The sequence below is a fragment of the Salipaludibacillus neizhouensis genome (assembly GCF_002886185.1).
In the GTDB taxonomy this organism is placed as follows: Bacteria; Bacillota; Bacilli; order Bacillales; family Salisediminibacteriaceae; genus Salipaludibacillus; species Salipaludibacillus neizhouensis.
The window spans coordinates 3437696-3459317 of sequence record NZ_KZ614146.1; the positions used below are offsets into that span (position 1 = coordinate 3437696).

Here is a 21622-nt window from a genome sequence, read left to right on the forward strand (position 1 = left end):
CTTTAAATCCTTGTGTTCTAGAGATACTCGAAGAACCAAAAGGAAACCACTAGTATTTTTTATTCCTCTTCATGTATCATGAAGAAAAGCAGCAACATCCATGAAACCAGATAACATTAGAAAAATAATTTAAGAAAAACGCATAGCGTCAAAAAAACTAAGGGGATAAATATCAATGACGACCATATTAGTAATTGAAGACGAAGAAGCCATTAACCATGTTCTGCGCGTTTTTTTACAGCGAGAAGGTTGGCATGTTATTCAAGCATTCAGCGGAAACGAGGGAATCGATGCCTATTATGATCATCACCCAGATTTAATCTTACTGGATGTGATGCTTCCTGACCGAGATGGTTGGAGCGTCCTTCATGAAGTTCGTGAAGAAAGTCAGTGCCCTATTTTAATGCTGACTGCTCTCGGTGACGTGCAGCACCGACTAACAGGATTGAACAGTGGCGCTGATGATTACATCACGAAACCTTTTATTGCCGATGAAGTTGTCGCTCGAGTTCATGCCGTCCTTAGGCGTGTAACTACCCCGTCGGAAGAAAGAGATAATTCTACCTTTACCTACGGAGAACTCACGATAAACGAATCCACTAGAGACGTTCGTATTGGAGGAAATATTGTGGCCATCCTTCCAAGAGATTTTAAGCTTCTTCTTTATTTGGCAAGAAATCCAAACCAAACATTGACGCGCGAGCAACTTTTAGAAAATGTTTGGGGTCAGGACTACGAAGGCACAGATCGAGCTGTTGATTTATCCGTCAAGCGGATCCGGCAAGCATTGAAAGATTGGTCAGATGACGAAGGTGAACTAACGACAGTAAGGGGAATGGGGTATCAGTTCCGTGTCTACACGAAAAAATAAACGTATCCCACTGCTCCAACATTGGACAAGACGTTATTTAATGACCCTTGTTGTCGGACTTATTGTAATCGGGATTATTTCTGCTCTTTGGATTCGCCACACTACTATAGAAAACCGGATTGATTTAACACGGTTTATTGCAGAACAAACCGCAGCACAAGTTGTTAATTTACAAGAAGATGAGACAACCCTGGAGGACACTCCAGAAATTAATCCTCAATTTCGAGAAGAAACAGAGATTTTTGTTGTGGATCCAGGAGGTTACACGCTTTCTCCATATAACCGTCAAGGTGGTCTCTCCATTCGAAGATTCCCTACGACGATATTGGATAGCGAAGAGGATGTTCAAGTTGTTGATTTAACGAACGAAGGAGACCGTTTCTATGTCGTGAAGGCCCCTATTGAAGATCAAGACGTTCTTTTTGGCTGGGTGCTTGTTTTACAAAAAGAAGAGTTTGTCACTTCTGTCCAACAAGAATATCGCCAACTCACCATGATGCTTTTAAGTATGGCGGTTCTTGGATGGGCGGCAATCTACTTTCAATTACGCCGATTAGTTACACCGATTAAATATGTCTCAAATGGTGCTCGCAAAATTAAAGAAGGTACGTATCAAAAAATGGCACTCACTCCAGAATCTATTAAAGAGGAAGAAGTCTATGATTTAGTGGAATCCTTTAATGAGATGGCCAATCGTCTTGAACAGTTGGAAGAAACGAGGACGGCACTGCTAGCCGGCGTGACACATGAATTAAAAACACCCGTCACCTCGATTAGCGGGTTGTTGCAAGCACTTGACCAGGGCGTTGTTCAAGGAGAGGAAGCGAAATCTTTTGTGAAGTATTCATTAAAGGAAACGGAAAAACTACAAACAATGGTCGAGGATTTACTCGTTTTCAATTCTTTAGCCGTCGATGCTATTCCGATGAGGAAAGAGCCGCTGCTTATCGCCGATGAAATCAAAGATGCCGTTAATCAATGGCGGGTAAATCGTACACAGTGTGAAGTAAGACTCGACATTTCTGAAGAGGTATTGGATGTCGAGGTTGATCTTGATATCGTGCGTTTCCAGCAAATCCTAACAAATTTAATGAATAATGGTGAACAAGCGATGTCTGGAAAGAATCATGGAACAATGTTTATTCATGTTTTTGTCCGTGACAAGAATGTATTTGTGCAAGTTTCAGATGAAGGGATCGGAATACCCTCTAATGAACAGGAGTTAATTTTTGAGCGCTTCTTCCGAGGTGAAGGGAAAAAGTATCAGACAAGAGGACTTGGACTTGGTTTGGCCTTGAGTCGAATGCTTGCTGAGGGGCTTGGCGGTAACCTGACACTGACTTCGAGTGGTGATGAGGGTACTGTATTCACATTATCCCTACCAATTGCATCAGGTGAAGAAAAGTAATTTGCGTTAATAAAGTTTAGTCGCGTAATGACAGTTGCGCTGCTAAACTTTTTTTATTTGCCTCTGTTATGATGATTTTTCAATATCGTCATTCATTTTTTAACAGAGTCTTTTAGTAAAAATGGAAAATTTACTTTTTCACACTTTTTGAGATTTCCGACATCTAGCCGACATAATCGAAGTCTATTATTAGAATCAGTTAAGAAATGCATTGAAAAAAGAAAGGGGATTTTATATATGAGTAACTATGATGAGTATAAAGATGAAGAAACGGAAAAATCAAATCCGTCAGAGAGGGAAACGATTGAGACCTTAGTAGTCCCTGAGAAAAAACAAAAATCAGCTGGATGGCTTCGTACCTATATTTTCCCTACAGGAAGTGGTTTTATTGGAGCAACAATAGCAGTATTAATTTTGTTTCAAACGGAGATTGTCGGCCCTGTTACAGCAGAAGAAAACCCGGATTCCACCAATGAAACAGCAGAACAGTCATTAGAAGCAACAGAACTATCTAGTATGTCAGGAGACGCCTTGATAATTGAAGATGTCATCGAAAGTGCTTCAAAGTCAATCGTAGGAATCGTTAATATCCAGCAAGAATCTTGGCAAACACCTACTGGTCAAACAGCGCAGTCGGAAGAAGGCATAGCAGCCGGAACTGGTTCCGGTGTCATTATCGATACAAACGAAGATTACACATATATTGTTACGAATAACCATGTTACCGAAGGCGCAAATGAGATTGAAGTTTCTCTTGAAAATGGTGAGACGAGAATTGGCGAAGTAGTTGGTTCAGACACGTTAACCGATTTAAGTGTTGTTCAAGTCGAATCCTCTGAAGATGACATTGCCATGAAGTTCGGTGATTCTTCTGCGTTACGAGTTGGCGAAGAAGTATTAGCTATCGGAAATCCACTAGGGTTGGAACTTTCTAAAACAGTCACACAAGGAATTATCAGTGCGATCGATCGTTCGCTTGAAATTGATACATCCGCTGGGGCATGGGATTTATCAGTAGTTCAAACGGATGCAGCCATTAATCCAGGTAACAGTGGTGGAGCACTTATAAATAGTACAGGTGAGTTGATCGGCATAAATAGCTTGAAAATAACCGACAGCGGCATAGAAGGTTTAGGTTTTGCTATACCTAGTGATGAAGTGCAGCCAATTATCGAAGAGTTAATCGCAAACGGTTCGATCGCTCGCCCTTACTTAGGAATTGGTTTAACTGATGTAGCTGAAATTCCCCCCTTTTATATAGAAGAACGTGGGCTTGAAGTGGAAGAGGGCGTATTAATAACTGCCGTCGAAGAGGGTTCTGCAGCTCAAACAGCGGGTCTTGCAGTAGAAGATATCATTCTTTCCATTGAAGGCGAAGCTATATCAAATTCTGCTGATTTAAGAAAAAGTTTGTATAGTGCGTATTCGATAGGGGATGAAATCAGTATAACTATCCTCCGCGATCAAACAGAACAAACGGTCAAGCTCACCTTAACGAGTAATCAGGTAGATGATGAGATAAAAATTAACTAAGAAAAACGCTAAGCGTGTTTTATTAAATACAGCGTGATCTTTCGCCACCCCCGAGTAGCACCTACGTAGTGCGTGTAGGTGCTACTCGAAAGGAGGTGGGTTTCCCTTGATACTTGTGGCTTAAAGATAGCTGTCATTTTATACTTTCTTATCTGTTAAAAAGAGTTTGTTCAAATAGGTATGTGCAATGGCTACACACGCTGCATTGCTTAGAGGATTCCATATAATCAACAAAGCTTACGAAAACAGGCTAATATAAAAAAAGTACTATTAAAAAGGAGTTTTGAGATGTCGTCAACAAATAAAAAGTTACTTGGTTTAGGGTCATTACTACTCATTATCACCATTGGATCTTTGCTAGTTTTTATGAATCAACAAAATGTCGTAGCATCGGTAGACGGGGAAAAGATAACGAAAGATGAACTTACGGAGTTCTTAATGGATTCTTATGGTACCCAAGCTGCAGAAACGTTGGTCACAAGTCGTCTCATCGAAAAAGAGGCAGATGCAAATGAAGTAATTGTTACTGACGAGGAAATTGAAACGGAACTAACTACTTACATCGAACAATATGGTGGCGAAGAAGCATTCGCGACAACACTTGAAACTAGCGGATTATCAATGGATTCGTTCGAAGAAGAAATTAGTCAATATTTAAAAAGTGAAAAGCTGGTTGCTGAATGGGTTGATTTTACCGATGAAGAACTCAAAACTTATTTTGAAGAAAACCGGGCACTGTTTGATGTGCAAGAACAAGTACAAGCAAGTCATATTCTAGTAGAAGATTTAGAAACGGCGGAAGAAGTTGCGAAAAAAATTGAGGATGGAGAAGACTTTAGTGAGCTAGCAGCTGAATATTCAACAGATACATCTAACGCAGATTCTGGTGGAGAACTAGGTTACTTTGCGAGAGGCGCCATGGTAACGGAATTTGATGATGTTGCGTTTGAAATGGAAACAGGCGATATCAGCGAGCCTGTTGAAACTGAATTTGGTTTTCATATCATTAAGATGACAGATTATGTAGAAGAAAAAACAGTCGAATACAGCGATGTTAAAGACGATGTTTATGCTGCTTTATTGGAAGAGCAATTTAGCACACAATACAGTGCATGGATGACGGAAATAATGAGTAAGTATGAGATTGAGTATACTCTTTAAATCCGAGCAGAGTTTATGCGGGATAATGTTATAGGTTGTCCAAAAAGGTTTTTTGAACCTTTTTGGACAACCTATTTGTTTGAGAGCAAGCGATGAAACAACGTGTTCCTATTAAGGAACACGTTTCTTTTCATCCCTTTTTTAACTAAACATCACATACCCCTTTACCGATTTCTGCAAATAAGAAATACTAAAGGTATCACAAAGTAATCACACCATTAATATTGTTTTCCTTAGTATCTTATTCACTATTAAGCGATGCCAATGATATCAATACAAAAGTATTTTCAAGGAGGTGAGTGTCAAGAGAATGAATAGTTATTTGGCTTTTGATAATAGCGGTGAATTAGAACGACACCTTCATTAGATTGATCAAGTGTTTCATGTCGAAGCAGATACTTGTTACTTTAAGAATATGCTGGATTAGTTGGTGCATTTGCTTTTTTTCGTCAAAAGCACCTTGAAAAAGAGTAGTTCACGATTATAAATTATGCAATGATTCGTATGTTGCTTTCCCCAAGGTTTCAATTAAATAAAGAACAGGTAGTTGTGTTGTAATATTCGCTTTTTCAATGAACTCAGTATTTATATAATACGGAAGAGGGTAATCAGACAATTGTGCGACAGTACACGTTTTCGTATTCGTTATACTAACGATCACCGCTCCCTCCTCACGTAATCGGTGAAGCTGTGAAATAATATGAGGAGTCTCTCCCGAAACGGATAACACAATTACAATACTGTTTTTCATGTATTTTCCATGCACTGGAAAGAATGGGTCATTGATTGCTAGTGAGAATTTCTCTAAACTCGAAAAATACCGTGCCCCGTATTCTGCCAGTATCCCTGAACTACCTGTTCCAAGAAAAATTAAGTGTTCAGATTTAGCAATAAGATTTGCAATATCCTGAATCTGGCTTTGGTAATCTGTCTTCAATGTACGCTCAAGAAATTCATTCATCGTCTCATAGGAGTTATGAATAAAGTTCGTTTCCTTCTTTGATAAATATATCTTCAACTTTGTTTTAAATTCAGAAAACCCATCGCAGTCAAGTTTTCTACAGAATCGCACAATGGTCGTAGGGGAAACGTGAGTAGATTCAGCCAGTTCACGTATTCTCATAAGCGTGACTTTTTCACTATTCGCCAAAATAAATTGATACAACTGGGCATCCAATTCAGAAAATCTTGCAAGTTGTTTCGTAGTAAACATAACAGTCAACGTCCTTTATCCACGTATTCTTTCCGCTATTATCTATTATACAAATGATTTTGTACTTATGATAGAAAAGTAAATTATAAAAAAGAAGGGGTTTTTAAAATGACTGAAAATAACAGCGTTAAAATTGTAACAATTGGCGGAGGATCTAGTTATACTCCAGAGCTTATTGAAGGATTTATTAAGCGATATGACTCACTACCCGTTCGTGAGCTTTGGCTTGTAGATATTCCTGAAGGGGAAGAAAAGTTAAACATCGTAGGTGCTCTCGCAAAACGCATGGTTAAAGAAGCAGGCGTTCCTATGGAAATTCATTTAACACTAAACAGGCAAGAAGCTTTGATAGATGCAGACTTTGTTACTACTCAGTTCCGTGTAGGCTTGCTTCAAGCTCGTGCAAAAGATGAGCGTATTCCTTTAAAACACGGTGTGATCGGACAAGAAACAAATGGGCCAGGTGGTCTTTTTAAAGGTTTACGTACAATTCCAGTTATTTTAGATATCGTCAAGGATATGGAAACACATTGCCCTGATGCTTGGTTAATCAACTTTACCAATCCTGCAGGAATGGTTACAGAAGCGATCTTCCGCCATTCAAACTGGAAAAAGGTTGTTGGATTATGTAACGTGCCCGTCGGTATGAAAATGGGTATTGCAAAAGCATTAGACGTTGAACCTGAAAGAGTAGAGGTCGATTTTGCTGGCTTGAATCATATGATCTATGGTCTCAATATTTATTTAGATGGAAAAAGTGTCACAGAAACAGTTATTGAGAAAATAACTTCAGGAGATTCGTCCATTACAATGCAAAATATCTCTGATTTAGGCTGGGAACCAGGATTTTTGAAAGCCCTGAACATCCTCCCATGCCCGTACCACCGTTATTACTATAAAACAGATGAAATGCTTGCAGAAGAGACAAAAGAAGCAAGTGAAAAAGGAACGAGAGCTGAAGTTGTACAAAAGCTTGAAACCGAGTTATTTGAACTTTATAAAGATGTTAACTTAAGCAAAAAGCCAGAGCAACTTGAACAACGAGGCGGCGCATACTATAGCGATGCTGCATGTAATCTAATCGATTCAATTTATAATGACCGTGGAGACGTTCAGCCTGTCAATACTTTAAACAAAGGAGCAATTGGAAGCATTTCCGATGATTCTGCCGTTGAAATAAGTTCTATTATTACAAAAAATGGTCCGAAGCCAATTGCTATTGGCGATCTTCCAGTATCTGTTCGGGGACTTGTTCAGCAAATAAAGTCTTTTGAGAGAGTAGCTGCAGAAGCAGCAGTTTCAGGAGACTACGATAAAGCCCTTCTTGCCATGACAATTAATCCACTCGTTCCTTCCGACACTGTAGCCAAAGTTATTTTAGATGAAATGCTTGAAGCTCATAAAGAGCATCTCCCTCAGTTCTTTACTAAGAGTGCTGCCGAGCCTCAAGTAGTTAAAAACTAGATCATTAAACAATCGAGTAGGAGTACTAACTCCCGACCTCTCGCCTTCTTGACTCAGAACTTTAACCCTATATACACACGTGCCTAGGCACCAAAAAAAGGCAATGGAGATTTCTCTCCATTGCCTTTTCAGCTATTATCTTTGTCCTATCCTATTCTTCATCCTTCTTTTTTCGTTCTCTTTCAATGACACCTTCTAGTAAATCTAGTAACTCTTCTCTTCTACTATCATCTTTCTTGTTACGAGGTTGTTGCGTTTCTTGTTCCTCGTTTAATAATGGTTCTTTCTCTTCTTCGTCTAACTCTATCTCTATATTTTGCTCTTCTACATCATACTCATATTCTTTCTCAGGTAATTCTCGATAGTAATCAGACACATCTTGTTCTTCATCTTGATAACTTTCTGACGGTAAAGCATATTTTTGTTGTTCTAATTCTTTTTGTTTATTACTTCTGTCATCAATTAAATATGCCGGAATTAATTGACCATCAGGAGTGACATACTTTTTATTCAAGTTTCGAGTTTCTTTATCAAAGAAACTGTAGACAACTGGAATAAATAACAATGTTAAGAAAGTTGAGCTTATTAAACCACCGATAACTGTTATTGCCATTGGCTGTTGAATTTCTGAACCTTCTCCAAGTCCTAATGCTAAAGGCACAAGTCCAAGTATTGTAGTAATGGATGTCATTAGAATCGGACGAGCACGATCTTTCACTGCCTCAACCATTGCATCGTAACTGCGCATGCCAGATTCTTTCAGTTTATTCATGTAATCGACTAACACAATCGCATTGTTTACAACGATTCCAGCCAATACAATCAGCCCTATAAATGCCATGACACTTAATGGAGTTAAGGTTAATGTCAACCCTAGAGCCACACCTATAATTACTAATGGGACACTAAACATAATGACAAGTGGATATTTAAATGACTCAAATTGCGCTGCAAGCACTAAATAGACAAACACAAGAGCCAGTAACAGAGCTAATGTCAGGTCACTCATCGCACCTTCCACTAATTCCTGATCACCTGTGAAATCTACAGAAGTTTCCGTAGGAATGTCAAGGTCATCAATTGTCGTCTCTGCCAAATCCGACATTTCGCCGAGATTATATTCATTTCCGTATTTAAGTGTAAACTGGACAGAAGCCTGTTGATTAATCCTGTTAATCGTAATCGGCCCTTCTCCTTCTTCTACATCAACCACTTCATTAAGAGCCACATACTCTCCAGCATCATTTCGGAGCAATAAATTTTCTACGTCCTCAATGTTCGAAGTGAATTCTTCTGCATACCTAACGTGTACTTCATAAATATCATCTGATTCTGTCACGATTTGTGTGGCAGTTGCACCATTCATTTTCTCATTTAACATTTGAGCAATTTGAGCTGGTACAAAACCATTTTCTCTCGCGGCTGCATCATCAACATTAAATTGAATTTCCGTGACCGTATCTGTTAAATCACTTGTAACTTCATTAAATTCACTCATATCTTGAAATTCTGCAAGTATTTTGTTCGACTCTTCCTCTAAACGAGTTGGATCAGAGTCTAACACGTTAAACGATATCGTATTTGGTGCACTTCCCATTAACGACTGCTGTTCAACAGATACTTCCGCATCCGGTGCTGCTCGTTCTACATCTCTGCGAATCGAATCGGCAAAATCCGCTGTTGATATGTCTCTGTCCTCTAAAGCTTCCATCGTGATGAATATGGAAGCTTCATTCGAACTGGAACCTCCCAATATCGCAGCTTCACCACCACCGGATCCAACAGTACTCATATAGTGTAAAATATCATCTTCTTCGTCTAAAATATTCTCAATATTTTCAACTGAAGCAGATGTCTCTTCAAGAGGTGTGCCATTCTCCATTTCAACACCAATTTCGAAATATCCTTCATCTGTAGCTGGAATAAACTCGACTCCTACTTGCGAAACACCAAACGCTCCGGCAACTAAAAGTAAGAATGTTATTCCCATTACTCCTAAGCGATGCTTTAAAGCCCATTTCACCGAACTGCCGACAGTTTTGATAAACTTACTGTCTTGACGCTTTTGTTCGATATTTTCGGTTGGAGTTTTTAAAAACTTACTAGCCAACATCGGAACTACTGTTAATGCTACTAGTAGTGATGCTAGTAAACTAAAGGATACAGTAAGTGCAAATTCCATAAAAATATTTCCAACTATTCCTGAAATAAATATAACAGGTAGGAAAACAGAAATTGTCGTCAATGTAGATGCTGTAATTGCACCACCGACTTCTTTCGTACCATCAAATGCAGCTTTTTTAGGGTCTTTTCTCATAGATAAGTGCCTGTATATGTTTTCAATAACAACAATTGAGTTGTCTACAAGCATACCAATTCCTAATGCCAGACCACCTAATGTCATAATATTTAATGACATGTCAGCGAAGTACAATAGCACAAAGGTTACAATCACTGAGAATGGAATAGCAAGTCCTACGATCAATGGTGTCTTGACGCTTCTTAAAAATGCAAAGAGTACTAAGACCGCAAATAATCCACCTAGAATTAATGCAGAAGACACACTGGAAATCGCTTCTTCCACGTAGTCACCCTGATCAAAAAGCATTGCTACTTCAAGATCACTATATTTTTCATCTTCTAATAGGAACTCTAACTCCTCATTAAATTGCGAAGAGATTTCTGCCATGTTGCCATCTGATTGCTGTTGAACACTCATCATAATGGCTGACTCTTGATTTGTTCTCGTAATCGCTCCTGAGTTTTCTGCTAATAAATCGACAGAAGCAACATCTGCTACGGTTACATCATCTCCTGTTTCTGCATCCACAGTGAGGACAATGTTTTCAATATCTTCTGTACTAGTCATTTCAAATAGCACTCGAGTCGTATATTGCAGATCGCCACTTTCAACGATTCCTCCAGGAGACGTTACATTATGCGCTTGAATCATTTGCACAACATTCGATTGATCAAGACCAAATTCCTCTAATGCGTCCTGATCCAGCTGTACTTGAATTTCATCACCCTCTTGTCCTGTCATATCGATAGAAGCTATCCCATCTAACTTTGATAACTCCATACTTAAATCATCTGCTAATTCATCAAACTCTCCTTCCTCACCAAGTGAAGACAATGAAAGTTGAATAATTGGTAACTGAGACGGATCAAACTTCAAGAAAGTTGGTGAACCCGCATCGGATGGTAATACTGCCTGGCTCATTGAGCTTGTTATATCATTTTCCACATCGTCCATCGACGTTGCCCATGAAAATTCCAAAATCGTCATAGAAGAACCTTCCATTGATATGGAACTAATATTATTTAAACCAGGTACAGTTGCCAAACTTGTTTCCAACGGGCGAGAAACTTTATCCAGTACTTCCTCAGGTCCCGCATCCGGGTAACTCGTCACAACAGCGCCTATCGGCGGATCAATATCCGGCATTAATTTCAACGGAATATTCGTTAGCGAGATTGCTCCCAACAGTAAAAACAAAATCATTGTTACAACAGTAAAGACTGGTCTTTTAATCGAAAACTTGGTGATATTCACTCATGTTCCTCCTTATGTTCTACAATGATATTTAAAAATTTATGAAAGCTTTTTTTAAAACTAAGTAAATCTTCTTCTTCCATTTTTGATAAGTACTTAACAAAAACATTGGACTTAATTGCATCCATTTCGTTCAATATTTCTCTTCCTTTTGGACCTATCTTGATTAATGTTGTTCGGCGATTCGAAAGCTGGATTTCCCGTATCACAATGTCTTGTTGTTCAAACTTGGCAATAATTTGACTCACTGCACTTGGAGAGATCGAAAGATAACTTGCCAGATCTTTTACGTGCTTAATATCTTTTTTCTCAATTAAAAACAAAATCATTTGTTGATTATGAGATAGATTGATTACACTTTTCCCTATTTCACAATTAATCTCGCTGCCAATTTCATGTCTTAAGAAAAGGGTGATATCCAAAACAACATCTTCTAATTCCTTTATTATTTTTTGTCTCTCCACTAACACCCCACCCTATAGTTAAGTTCTTAAACACTTTAGCTACTTAATAAAGATAACATGTCAATATGAACTGAATATGAACAAAGTAATTTTTTTAGAAATGGCATAACATCTTGAATTCACCTTCAAAAAAACAACAAAACTATAAAAATAGACTGCTTCCCCTAGTAGAGTTTAGCAGTCGTCATTAAAACCTATTATCCACTTGTTGGAATCGTCACCGTAAATGTGGATCCTCTACCTTCCTTACTCTCTACATCTATCGAACAATGGTTAATCGATAGAATTCTTTTTACGATAGCTAATCCTAAGCCATTCCCTTCCACACTTGTTCTCGCTTTATCTACCTTATAAAACCTGTCAAAAAGGTATGGAATTTCTTCCTTAGGAATTCCCTTTCCTTTGTCAGTGATAGATACTTTTGTCTCGCTCTCTTTCTCCGTCATGGAAATTGTAATAATACTATGTTGAGAAGAGTATTTAATGGCGTTCGTTAATAGATTTACCCATACTTGTTCAAATAAATCTTCATCACCCGTCACTTCTTTTCGGCCCATGTCGAGATGAATTTGAATATCTTTCTTTTTCCAAAGAGGCTCTGTCGTAAGAACCGATCTTCTAATTTGCTCATCGAGTTTAAATGTAACAGGGTGAAATGGATGGTATTCAGAATCGAGTGAAGCAAGCTGTAATAAATTTTCACTTAATCTGGATAAACGATCGGTTTCTTGATAAATAATATCCAAATATTCTTTTTGATTTTTGACTGGCACAACCTCATCCCGGATAGCCTTCGTAAAACCTTTAATAGAAGTCAGTGGAGATTGAATTTCATGAGAGACGTTACTCACAAAATCATCCCTCATTTTATCAATTTTCTCTAATTCAGATGCCATATAGTTGAAGCTTGTAATTAATTCACCTACTTCATCTTTGTTCTTACTCTTTAATCGAACCGAGAGATTACCCGTTGCCATTTCCTTTGCTGCATTCGTTAGCTTCTTTATCGGATTAACGAAATATCGGGAAGCAAATAAAAATAACATGCTTCCGATAAACAGCACTAGGAATAACGTGCCAACGATAATTTTTCTGAATCCATTAACCTCTTCTTCATAATTCATATGAATAAACATCGCATGTTGCTCATTTGATATCTCAATGGGAATGCCTACTGTTCTCGTTGCTTCTTTTTTTATATACGGGAGTATGGTTGGAGGCATCTCAGAATTCAAAAAAGTCTCTTGTGTTTCCTTATCCACTGTAAAAGAAAAATCCGTTGGCGAATAAGTTACCCCCTCTTCATTGACTAACATTAAATCAAAATTAAACTCTCCCAATGTTTCGATCAATTCGGGAATACTTTCTGGTTCCGTTATTTCAATAAGCTGAGCTACACCGGTGGCAATTTTAGTGACTTCCTCATCAAAAATAACTTCTTCATTTACAAACAAGGAAGTGATGAAGTAGGAGGCAAGAATGCTTATAATCACGACACTAATAAACGTAATGATAGTTCGTATGTAGAGACTTTTTGTAATCAATTATATTTCCTCCAACCGGTATCCTAACCCTCTTACAGTTGTAATTTTAACATCTGTAATTGGTCCTAAATTTTTCCTTAGGCGTTTGATGTGAACGTCAACGGTTCGATCATCACCTTCGTAATCATATCCCCAAATTTTCTCGATTAATTGAGCACGTGTAAATATTTTCCCTGGTGAACTTGCCAGTTCTGAGAGCAGTTCACATTCCTTTCTTTTTAATGACACTGTTCCTTCGGGAGACTGGACAGTTAATTTCTCAATATCTATCGTAGCTGAACCTACTTTAATGCCATTATTTGATATAGAATTAGATCGCTTTAGTAATGCCTTCACTCTCAGAATTAGCTCTACCGGGTCAAAGGGTTTCACCAAGTAATCATCCGTCCCGGCGCTAAATCCCCTGACTTTATCCTGCAATTCCCCTTTTGCAGTTACCATCAGAATCGGGATCGTTAGAAAGGGTCGAATATCTTCTGTGAGCTCGATGCCGTCAATACGAGGCATCATCACATCAACAATTGCCAGGTCTATTTTCTCATGAGATAAAAGATCCAAAGCTTCTTGTCCGTCATATGCTTCTAATACAAAGAAATTACTATTTTCAAGATATAACCTCATCAATTTTCGAATATGTGCATCATCATCGACCACTAAAATTCTGTTCATAATAATCCTCCGTTTTATCTCTAAATAAATGAAACGACCACGATAGTGCGAGAGCCATGTCTTTATGCTAGCCCTCTTCGTTTCTAGTATTTCTTTCTGTTCCTCTATTCCTTAAGAAGTATACTCTACTTCTAATTATATTTCTGTATACCTTTTCACTGCAACTTTAATATTTTAGCCACACATTCTTCATTTAAATTAGATTATTTAAATCACTTCACTACCATTAAGGCTAATGATTCTATACACTAATAGATGCAGGTATTAAAAGGAGGCGAATTTATGATCAAAGGAATCGGTCATTTAGCGTTAACTGTTAAAGACATGGATAGATCTTTGAAATTCTATTGTGAAGTACTTGGTTTTGAAAGGGCTTTCGAGATTAAGGATGATCAAAATAATCCTTGGATAGAGTACATCAAAGTTGCTCCTGGACAATTTATTGAGTTATTTTACGGTGGACTTCGAAAACCAGAAAGTATCGATCATGCAATTGGAGTGGATCACCTTTGCCTTGAAGTTCATGATATTCACGAAATTGCCAATCATTTAATACAACAAGGCATCACATTAGATGTTGAACCACAAAGAGGAAAAGACCATAACTATCAATGCTGGGTAAAAGATCCTGATGGGAATAAAATTGAATTTATGCAGCTAGATCCATCCTCCCCGCATATGAATTGTTAGTTAAATAGGTTAACAATTCAATATATATTTAAGGCCAGAGTTAAATGAACATAAGTGCAGAATTCTTAAATTAAACAAGGAGTGTTATATATATGAAAAAAGTAGTTGTCACAGGTGGGAGCGGTCTACTTGGTCAGTGGGTTGTAAAGGAATTTCTTGAACAAGGGTACGAGGTTATTAACTCGGATTTTAAAAAACCAGAAGAGCCTTTATGTCAGACAGTAACAACAGATTTAACCAACCTCGGTGAAGTTTATGGTGTTTTACAGGGAGCAGATGCAGTTGTTCACTTAGCTGCTATTCCTCAAGCATACCTTGTTTCAAACGAACGTACATTTGAAAATAACGTGATGTCTACATACAACATCCTAGAAGCCGCAGAAGGGTTAGGTATTAAAAAAGTTGTTCTGGCTTCCAGTGAATCATCTTACGGAATTTGTTTTGCTAAAAACCCGCTTGAGCCTAAGTATGTGCCAATGGATGAAGATCACCCACAGTTGCCAGAAGACAGTTACGGGTTGTCTAAAATTGTAAACGAACAAACTGCAGAAGCAATTAATCGTCGATCTGGTATGCAAGTTGTTTCCTTCCGCTTAGGTAATGTGATTTCACCTGAGATGTATGCTAATTTCCCTTCGTTTATCCATGATGCTACACAAAGAGATCGTATTCTTTGGAGTTACATCGATACAAGAGATGCAGCAACAGCATGCGTCAAAGCTGTTGAAGTTGATGGTCTAGGTGCAGTAGCTCTTAACTTGGCCGCTGATGAAACAAGTATGGATATTAAAAGTCGCGATCTTATGAAAAATCGCTTTCCAAGAACAGAAATAAGAGGTTCAATTGATGGATTTGAGTCACTATTAAATAGTGATAAAGCCAAGCAATTGCTTGGATGGAACCCTATTCATGTATGGCGTGACTACGTGAACGTTTAACTAAGAAAAAACGCGTAGAGTCTTTTATTAAATACGGCGTAATCTTTCGCCACCCCGAGTAGCACCTACGTAGTGCGTGTAGGTGCTACTCGAAAGGAGGGTGGTTTTCCCTTGACAAGCGTGGCGTAAAGATAGCTGTCAACTTATACGCTTTTCTATTAAAAATAGAAAGCTACTATGGACGAAGAATCCATAGTAGCTTTCCTTTTATTGTTTTCGCAGTCTATTCAAATACTTTCACTTTCTCTATTTAATCTTCACATGATGAATCAGTCCACCTCGGCTTGCAAAGATGATACTATCATTATAAATGGCCGGCGAGGCTTCTATGTTGTAACCGAAATTCTTCGCAGTCAGCACTTTTCCCGTATCGCCATCGATAATATGAACATTCCCCGTAGAGTCCGCTTGAACAAGGAATCCGTTTCCGGCTTTATCATAGACGGCTACAGCCGAACTCCAAGCATATTGCTCCATATGCCATCTCCACTTTTCTTCTCCGGTCTGTCGATCCAATGCCACCATGATACCCTCATTAGTACTTCTATGGCGAGCAATCGTGAACACGATTAAATCTCCCATGTTTCCCTTACCTAAAACTGGCGTTGCTAGCACGCCTCCATTCACATCCGGATTATAAAATGCCGGGTAGCTCTTTTCCCATATTACTTCCCCGGTCAGTCCATGAATTTTTCTCAGATAAGCATTCCCATTTCGACCTTGAATATCCACTTCAGAAGCAGTGTACAGATGTGGAGTATCATCTACCACATCGACAACAATAGATGCGTCTGTATCATCTAATGAAGGAAGCCCCCATACCGGATGGTTGTTCTCTAAATCAATGGATACTATAGAACCTCCATTATCAGCAAAATAAGCAATATTTTTGAAAATCGCAACAGAGTTTTCGATTCCTTGATAATCATTTCCTTCAATCTTATACCGCATGTTACTGATCTCAGGATCGATTGCAATTGTTCCTTGCTCTTTATCAAAATCAGTGTTTAAAGCAACATTGTAAAATACGCCATTCTCGCCGCCTACGACTAATGAGTCAGAGTGTCTATTTATCAAGGCAGACCCATCAAAAGCTCCCCAATCACGATACGCAAATTCATCTCGACCAGGAATATAATGAAGTAACTTACTGTCTATCAGACTAAATATATAAAAACCGAATTTTTCATGTTGCGGAATCCCATCCCCGAGATATAAAAGGGGATAGCCTCGACTGTCGATCGACAACGAGCCTTTAATCGGATTTTTAATCGCAATAGGATTTCTTGTTTGTTCTCCTGTTTCTAAATCTATAAAATACACATGCCCATCAAGCGAGCCTTGTATAACTTCTACAAAATTATCTTTTTCCTTGAATTTTTCTTTTATATTCATTTGTTGCTTAATCTCATTATCCCACTTTACAATTGCTGGTTGCCCAGTCCATCCAGCGCCCCCACCCCAATCAGGATTAGCACTAGTTGTAAAGTCCCATTGCTCCTCTAACTCCATTTCAGTAGCACTTATCGTTCCATAAGAAGGTGAATCGCGTAGTGGACCTCCTCTGAAAGTCAGAACGCCTTCCACCTCCGTGTAAACTTCCGGAAAAATAATATCCTCGGGAGATCTCTGTTCAAGTTCCTTTTCTCCATTAACTTCAAAATGAATGTTCTCGTGACGATAACTTTCTATATCGATTGCTTCAAAAAGTACTTCCATCGGTTCTTCAGACTGATCTTCTGTATCTTCTTCCACTGGTTCGTCTAAACTTTCTTCAACAATCACATTGCCACTTTGCTGCTTGTCCACATTTTCGTTATTATCCTCGGAAACCACTACCTCGTCAGAATTGCTACAAGCCGCTCCTATTAATATCCATGAACAAACAAGGTATAAACAACATCTTTTCACATAACACCATCCTTAAAACACCGATTCTCATCAATGTATCACAGGTGTAATGGATTAATTGTCAAAATTTAACACAAGTTACGGTGAAGATTTTAGCTCTTTTTGGAGAAATGTAATATTACAGTTAAATTCTTTAAATAAACTATTCATGTTCACGCAAAAGCTCTCCACCATATTAATTGGTAGAGAGCAATACTTCCATATTTATATAATAGTTAAACCTTTTCTTTCGCACCTTCTCGCTCAAAAGTGATAATTGCATTTCCACTGCCTGAAGATTGAGCGTAGCTGTGGAAGAATGGCTTATAATCGTCTCCTAAAACACCAAGCAACATGGCTAGATGACGTCCACCGCCCTCTACACCCGCTACCCGCGCATATTGAGGAAGCATTTCTTCGATAGACTTCATATCTTTATTCATCACATAATCGATAAACTGTTTATCTAACGCTTGCTCTGATATCGTTGGCATATGATGACGTCCACGAACGAGATTATGAGCAAGCGCTCCACTAAATACAAAGACTATTCTCTTATCCGTTTTATCTAACTCTTCTCTAATTGCCTGGCCCCACTTCATTGTTTCTTCCAAACTGGCTGCCTGTGTAATAGATAGATTTACAACCGGGATGTCTTCTTTTGGAATAAAATACTTTAAAGGTACTACTGTACCATAATCCCAAACATACGTTGGATCCTTTACTGGAATTACTGGAAGACGGGCATGTTTTCCGGCCCGTACCATTGCTTCTCCAAGCTCCTGATCACCGGGGTAATTATAAGGTACATCTGAAATAATATCCGGACATTCAAATGCAGTTAATACACCCTTATGCGTTGGCAGTACATCTACATAATGATGAAATGTAGAAATCCAATGACACGAAACAATTACAATGGCATCAGGTTTAAGTTCTGCAATTTGTTCCCCGATTTCATCCATGTTAGTCACCATTTCTTGCTGAAAATCAGGAACATTCTCTCGATGACTAATACTAGGTACGTGAGCCGCCAATACACCCAATTCAATCGTCATGCAATATTACCTCCTAATTTTTCGTTCAATCATTGGACTATTTAGAGGCATTTCTCTTAGAAACAGATTCTCCTGCTATTCCCCAATGAGTCTTCGGAATTTCGGTAACAATCACTCTCACAGTTTCCTTTGGTACATCTAATGTATTTGACATTGTAGCTGTTATTTCGGAAATCACCTTTTCAATCTTTTCTTTTGGACGCCCTTCCATAATGTTAACGTTTACAATAGGCATTAAAACCTTCCCTTCAAAAATGCTATACGTTCAATTATATTCTATTACCGGTAAATTTGTATTGTTTTTACAGAAAATTTAGAAAAAATAATGTAATATCCCACTCATGTTTCATAAAAGATCACAGTATTCTTTTTTATTCCTTCACAGAAAAAGAAACTTCTCCTAAACCATCTAATTTCGCTGAAACAACATCGCCGTTTGATAATTGGACTGCACCTGTAATGCCACCCGTCAGAATGATTTGCCCATCTTTTAGCTTATCACCTTTTCGATGAAGCATGTTTGCTAACATGGCGACAGAATTGGCAGGATGACCGACTACTGCTGCACCTGCACCTAGATCTCTTATTTCCCCATTAATTGTTAAGGTTGTTCCGACTAAATCTAGTTCTAACTCTTCGGGCTTTCGAATGAGGTTACCAAAAACAACTTTTGAAGATGAAGCATTGTCCGCAATAACATCCGGTAAAGTGAAGTTAAAATTTTCATATCTGCTGTCGATTATTTCCAGAGCTGACACCACATGTTCTGTAGCTGCTAAAACTTGAGCCCCTGTTATGCCGGGACCTTCAATATCTTTGCCTAGGATAAACGCAATTTCGGCTTCCACCTTAGGATGAATAAAATCTGATAATGAAATAGCCGTTCCATCTTGAACAACCATATTGTCAAAAATATAACCGTAAATAGGATCTTCTACATTCATCTGCTTCATTTTAGCTCTGCTTGTTAATCCCATTTTTGGTCCAACAATCGAATGCCCTTGTTCAAGCTTTAAGGTAACTAGCTCTTGTTGAATCTCATATGCTTCTTCTACTGTTAAATCCGGAACTTTATTTGCTGTTATTTTTACAACATCCTGTCTTTCAAGCTCTGCATCTAGTAAGAACTTAGCAATCTCTGTTTTATTCAACCTTCTCACTCTCCCATTATGCGTTTACAATTTTTTGTCTTTTAGCAATTTCCGATGCGACATCAATAATCATGTCTTCTTGGCCCCCAACAACTTTTCGCTTGCCAAGCTCAATTAAAATATCACGAGAATCAATATCGAATTGTTTAGCCGCACGTTGTGCATGAAGTAAAAAGCTTGAGTATACACCTGCGTACCCCATTACAAGGCTATCTTTAGCAATTTCTTGAGGTTTTTTCAGAATTGGTGCTACAATATTTTCAGCCAAATCCATCATTTTATATAAATCGACCCCTGTGTTAAGCCCCATTCTTTCCAAAACAGCAATCAACACTTCCGTTTGTGTATTCCCTGCTCCCGCTCCTAAACAACGAATGCTTCCGTCAATCCTGGTAGCACCTTCTTCAATAGCCACAAGAGTGTTAGCCATTGCCAGAGATAGATTATTATGACCGTGAAAACCAATATTTACTGTTAGTTCTTGGCGCATTGCCCTAATACGTTCACGTACTTCATAAGGTAATAACGCACCTGCAGAGTCAACAACATATACGGTGTCTGCGCCGTAGCTTTCCATTAATTTGGCTTGCTCGACTAATTTAGCAACTGGGGCCATGTGAGACATCATCAAGAATCCTACTGTTTCCATTCCAAGCTCTTTTGCCAGGTTAATATGTTGTGGAGACACATCGGCTTCTGTTACGTGAGTCGCCACTCTTGCCATTTTCGCTCCGATATCTGCCGCTTGCCTTAAGTCTTTCATAGTTCCGACACCTGGTAACAAAAGCACTGCAACTTTAGCTTGCTTACTTACAGAAACAGCAGCTTCGATCAACTTCATTTCATCGGTCAATGATGTTCCAAATTGCTGAGACGAACCTCCCAATCCATCACCGTGAGAAACTTCAATATAAGGCACATTTGCTTCATCTAGTGCTTTGCTCACTGCCGTTACTTGTTCCAATGTATATTGATGTCCAATGGCATGACTACCATCACGTAAAGCAACTTCGGTAATCGTTATGTCACGACTTTTAGTCATAGCGAAAAATCCTTTCCTACTAGTATTAGTTAAAATTCTATCTATTGGTGACCGTTGAGTTTTTTCTTGGCAAACTCTTCTGCCACTTTTACTGCTGCAGCTGTCATAATATCCAAGTTACCTGAGTACTTAGGCAAATAGTCTCCAGCACCTTCCACTTCTATAAAGACGGTCACTCTATTTCCCTCTATGATTGGTTCTGTGCGTAAATGATATCCTGGAACGTACGATTGAACGGACGCTTCCATTTCTTTGATTGATTCTCTAACTTTATCTTCATCCATTGCTCCTTCTTCTACTAATGCGTAAACCGTATCTCTCATTAATATAGGTGGCTCAGCTGGATTTAAAATAATAATTGCTTTCCCTTTTTTTGCCCCACCAACCTTTTCAATTCCAAGTGAAGTAGTTTGCGTGAATTCATCAATATTTGCTCTTGTTCCAGGCCCGGCACTCTTACTGGAGATGGTCGCTACAATCTCAGCATAATCAACAGAACAAACTCTATTAACCGCGTGAACCATCGGTATAGTCGCTTGGCCACCACAAGTAATCAGATTGATGTTTTCCGCATCTAAATGCTCCCCAAGGTTAACAGTAGGTACGACAAACGGTCCCCTAGCCGCCGGAGTCAAGTCTAAAACTTGCTTCCCTTCCGCCTTAAGTAGCTTGGCGTGACGTACATGTGCTTTAGCGGAAGTTGCATCGAAAAAAATCTCAGCAAGACTTTCGTTCATCTTTAAAAAGTCTTCCAATCCATCTGTGAACGTTTTGTACCCTCTTTCCTTTGCTCTTTTAACACCATCTGAATCTGGATCAATACCTATTAAGGCTGTTAGTTGAAGAGTTTCAGAACGTTCAAGTTTTAGCATTAAGTCCGTCCCTATGTTCCCTGTCCCTATGATGGCTACTTTTACTTTCTCCATATAATTCCCCTTCCAATAAGTGATCGCATTTTCAAACCCTTAAA

The 21622-nt window shown here is 38.6% G+C and carries 18 protein-coding genes; 7 read left to right on the plus strand and 11 right to left on the minus strand.

Features of this window, described 5'->3' with window-relative positions; genetic code table 11:
* The first annotated feature begins 175 nt into the window (after positions 1 to 175).
* The 4 genes from CEF18_RS16115 (at position 176) to CEF18_RS16130 (ending at position 4973) form a co-directional block, all read left to right on the plus strand.
* Positions 176 to 871 carry a response regulator transcription factor gene (locus tag CEF18_RS16115; RefSeq protein WP_110937407.1) on the plus strand — a complete coding sequence of 232 codons (696 nt, stop codon included), beginning with the start codon at positions 176 to 178 and terminating at the stop codon, positions 869 to 871.
* Entirely contained in the window at positions 852 to 2279 is a 1428-nt protein-coding gene (locus CEF18_RS16120) for a HAMP domain-containing sensor histidine kinase (RefSeq protein ID WP_110937408.1), read from the plus strand. Before CEF18_RS16115 ends, CEF18_RS16120 begins: the two co-directional genes overlap by 20 nt.
* 237 nt (positions 2280 to 2516) lie before the next feature.
* Entirely contained in the window at positions 2517 to 3812 is a 1296-nt protein-coding gene (locus tag CEF18_RS16125; protein ID WP_110937409.1) for a S1C family serine protease, read from the plus strand.
* Between the two features lie 288 nt (positions 3813 to 4100).
* Positions 4101 to 4973, plus strand: a complete 873-nt coding sequence (locus CEF18_RS16130; protein WP_110937410.1) for a peptidylprolyl isomerase — start codon at positions 4101 to 4103, stop codon at positions 4971 to 4973.
* A gap of 481 nt (positions 4974 to 5454) precedes the next feature.
* On the opposite strand, the gene CEF18_RS16135 is transcribed toward CEF18_RS16130, so the two are convergent.
* Positions 5455 to 6186 (minus strand): MurR/RpiR family transcriptional regulator, encoded by a 732-nt coding sequence (locus CEF18_RS16135; RefSeq protein ID WP_110937411.1) that lies wholly within the window; start codon positions 6184 to 6186, stop codon positions 5455 to 5457.
* 108 nt (positions 6187 to 6294) lie between these two features.
* Here CEF18_RS16135 and CEF18_RS16140 point away from each other — a divergent pair, with 108 nt between their 5' ends.
* Complete coding sequence (locus tag CEF18_RS16140) at positions 6295 to 7650, plus strand: 6-phospho-beta-glucosidase (RefSeq protein WP_110937412.1); 1356 nt, start codon at positions 6295 to 6297, stop codon at positions 7648 to 7650.
* Positions 7651 to 7801: 151 nt separating this feature from the next.
* On the opposite strand, the gene CEF18_RS16145 is transcribed toward CEF18_RS16140, so the two are convergent.
* The 4 genes from CEF18_RS16145 to CEF18_RS16160 form a co-directional block, all read right to left on the minus strand.
* Positions 7802 to 11206 (minus strand): efflux RND transporter permease subunit, encoded by a 3405-nt coding sequence (locus CEF18_RS16145; protein WP_110937413.1) that lies wholly within the window; start codon positions 11204 to 11206, stop codon positions 7802 to 7804.
* Positions 11203 to 11670: a MarR family transcriptional regulator gene (locus tag CEF18_RS16150; RefSeq protein WP_110937414.1), complete on the minus strand. Its 468-nt coding sequence runs from the start codon at positions 11668 to 11670 to the stop codon at positions 11203 to 11205. Before CEF18_RS16150 ends, CEF18_RS16145 begins: the two co-directional genes overlap by 4 nt.
* Positions 11671 to 11867: 197 nt before the next feature.
* Positions 11868 to 13214 carry a HAMP domain-containing sensor histidine kinase gene (locus CEF18_RS16155; protein ID WP_110937415.1) on the minus strand — a complete coding sequence of 449 codons (1347 nt, stop codon included), beginning with the start codon at positions 13212 to 13214 and terminating at the stop codon, positions 11868 to 11870.
* Positions 13215 to 13883 carry a response regulator transcription factor gene (locus CEF18_RS16160; protein WP_110937416.1) on the minus strand — a complete coding sequence of 223 codons (669 nt, stop codon included), beginning with the start codon at positions 13881 to 13883 and terminating at the stop codon, positions 13215 to 13217.
* A gap of 282 nt (positions 13884 to 14165) precedes the next feature.
* On the opposite strand from CEF18_RS16160, the gene CEF18_RS16165 reads away from it, so the two are divergent.
* The gene (locus CEF18_RS16165; RefSeq protein WP_110937417.1) at positions 14166 to 14573 is read left to right on the plus strand and encodes a VOC family protein; all 408 of its coding nucleotides are present in this window, start codon (positions 14166 to 14168) and stop codon (positions 14571 to 14573) included.
* A gap of 92 nt (positions 14574 to 14665) precedes the next feature.
* The gene (locus tag CEF18_RS16170; protein ID WP_110937418.1) at positions 14666 to 15511 is read left to right on the plus strand and encodes an NAD-dependent epimerase/dehydratase family protein; all 846 of its coding nucleotides are present in this window, start codon (positions 14666 to 14668) and stop codon (positions 15509 to 15511) included.
* A gap of 246 nt (positions 15512 to 15757) precedes the next feature.
* On the opposite strand, the gene CEF18_RS16175 is transcribed toward CEF18_RS16170, so the two are convergent.
* From CEF18_RS16175 to CEF18_RS16200, 6 genes are all read right to left on the minus strand, one after another.
* Entirely contained in the window at positions 15758 to 17422 is a 1665-nt protein-coding gene (locus tag CEF18_RS16175; protein ID WP_110937419.1) for an outer membrane protein assembly factor BamB family protein, read from the minus strand.
* A gap of 215 nt (positions 17423 to 17637) precedes the next feature.
* Positions 17638 to 18459: a DODA-type extradiol aromatic ring-opening family dioxygenase gene (locus CEF18_RS16180; RefSeq protein WP_110937420.1), complete on the minus strand. Its 822-nt coding sequence runs from the start codon at positions 18457 to 18459 to the stop codon at positions 17638 to 17640.
* Positions 18460 to 18496: 37 nt separating this feature from the next.
* Positions 18497 to 18694, minus strand: coding sequence for a 4-oxalocrotonate tautomerase (locus CEF18_RS16185; protein WP_110937421.1), 198 nt, complete (start codon positions 18692 to 18694; stop codon positions 18497 to 18499).
* Positions 18695 to 18830: 136 nt separating this feature from the next.
* On the minus strand, positions 18831 to 19610 hold the full coding sequence (locus CEF18_RS16190) for a 2-keto-4-pentenoate hydratase (RefSeq protein WP_223292332.1): 780 nt from the start codon (positions 19608 to 19610) through the stop codon (positions 18831 to 18833).
* A gap of 16 nt (positions 19611 to 19626) precedes the next feature.
* Positions 19627 to 20652: a 4-hydroxy-2-oxovalerate aldolase gene (gene dmpG, locus CEF18_RS16195; RefSeq protein ID WP_110937423.1), complete on the minus strand. Its 1026-nt coding sequence runs from the start codon at positions 20650 to 20652 to the stop codon at positions 19627 to 19629.
* 41 nt (positions 20653 to 20693) lie between these two features.
* Entirely contained in the window at positions 20694 to 21578 is an 885-nt protein-coding gene (locus CEF18_RS16200; protein WP_110937424.1) for an acetaldehyde dehydrogenase (acetylating), read from the minus strand.
* Positions 21579 to 21622 lie beyond the last annotated feature (44 nt).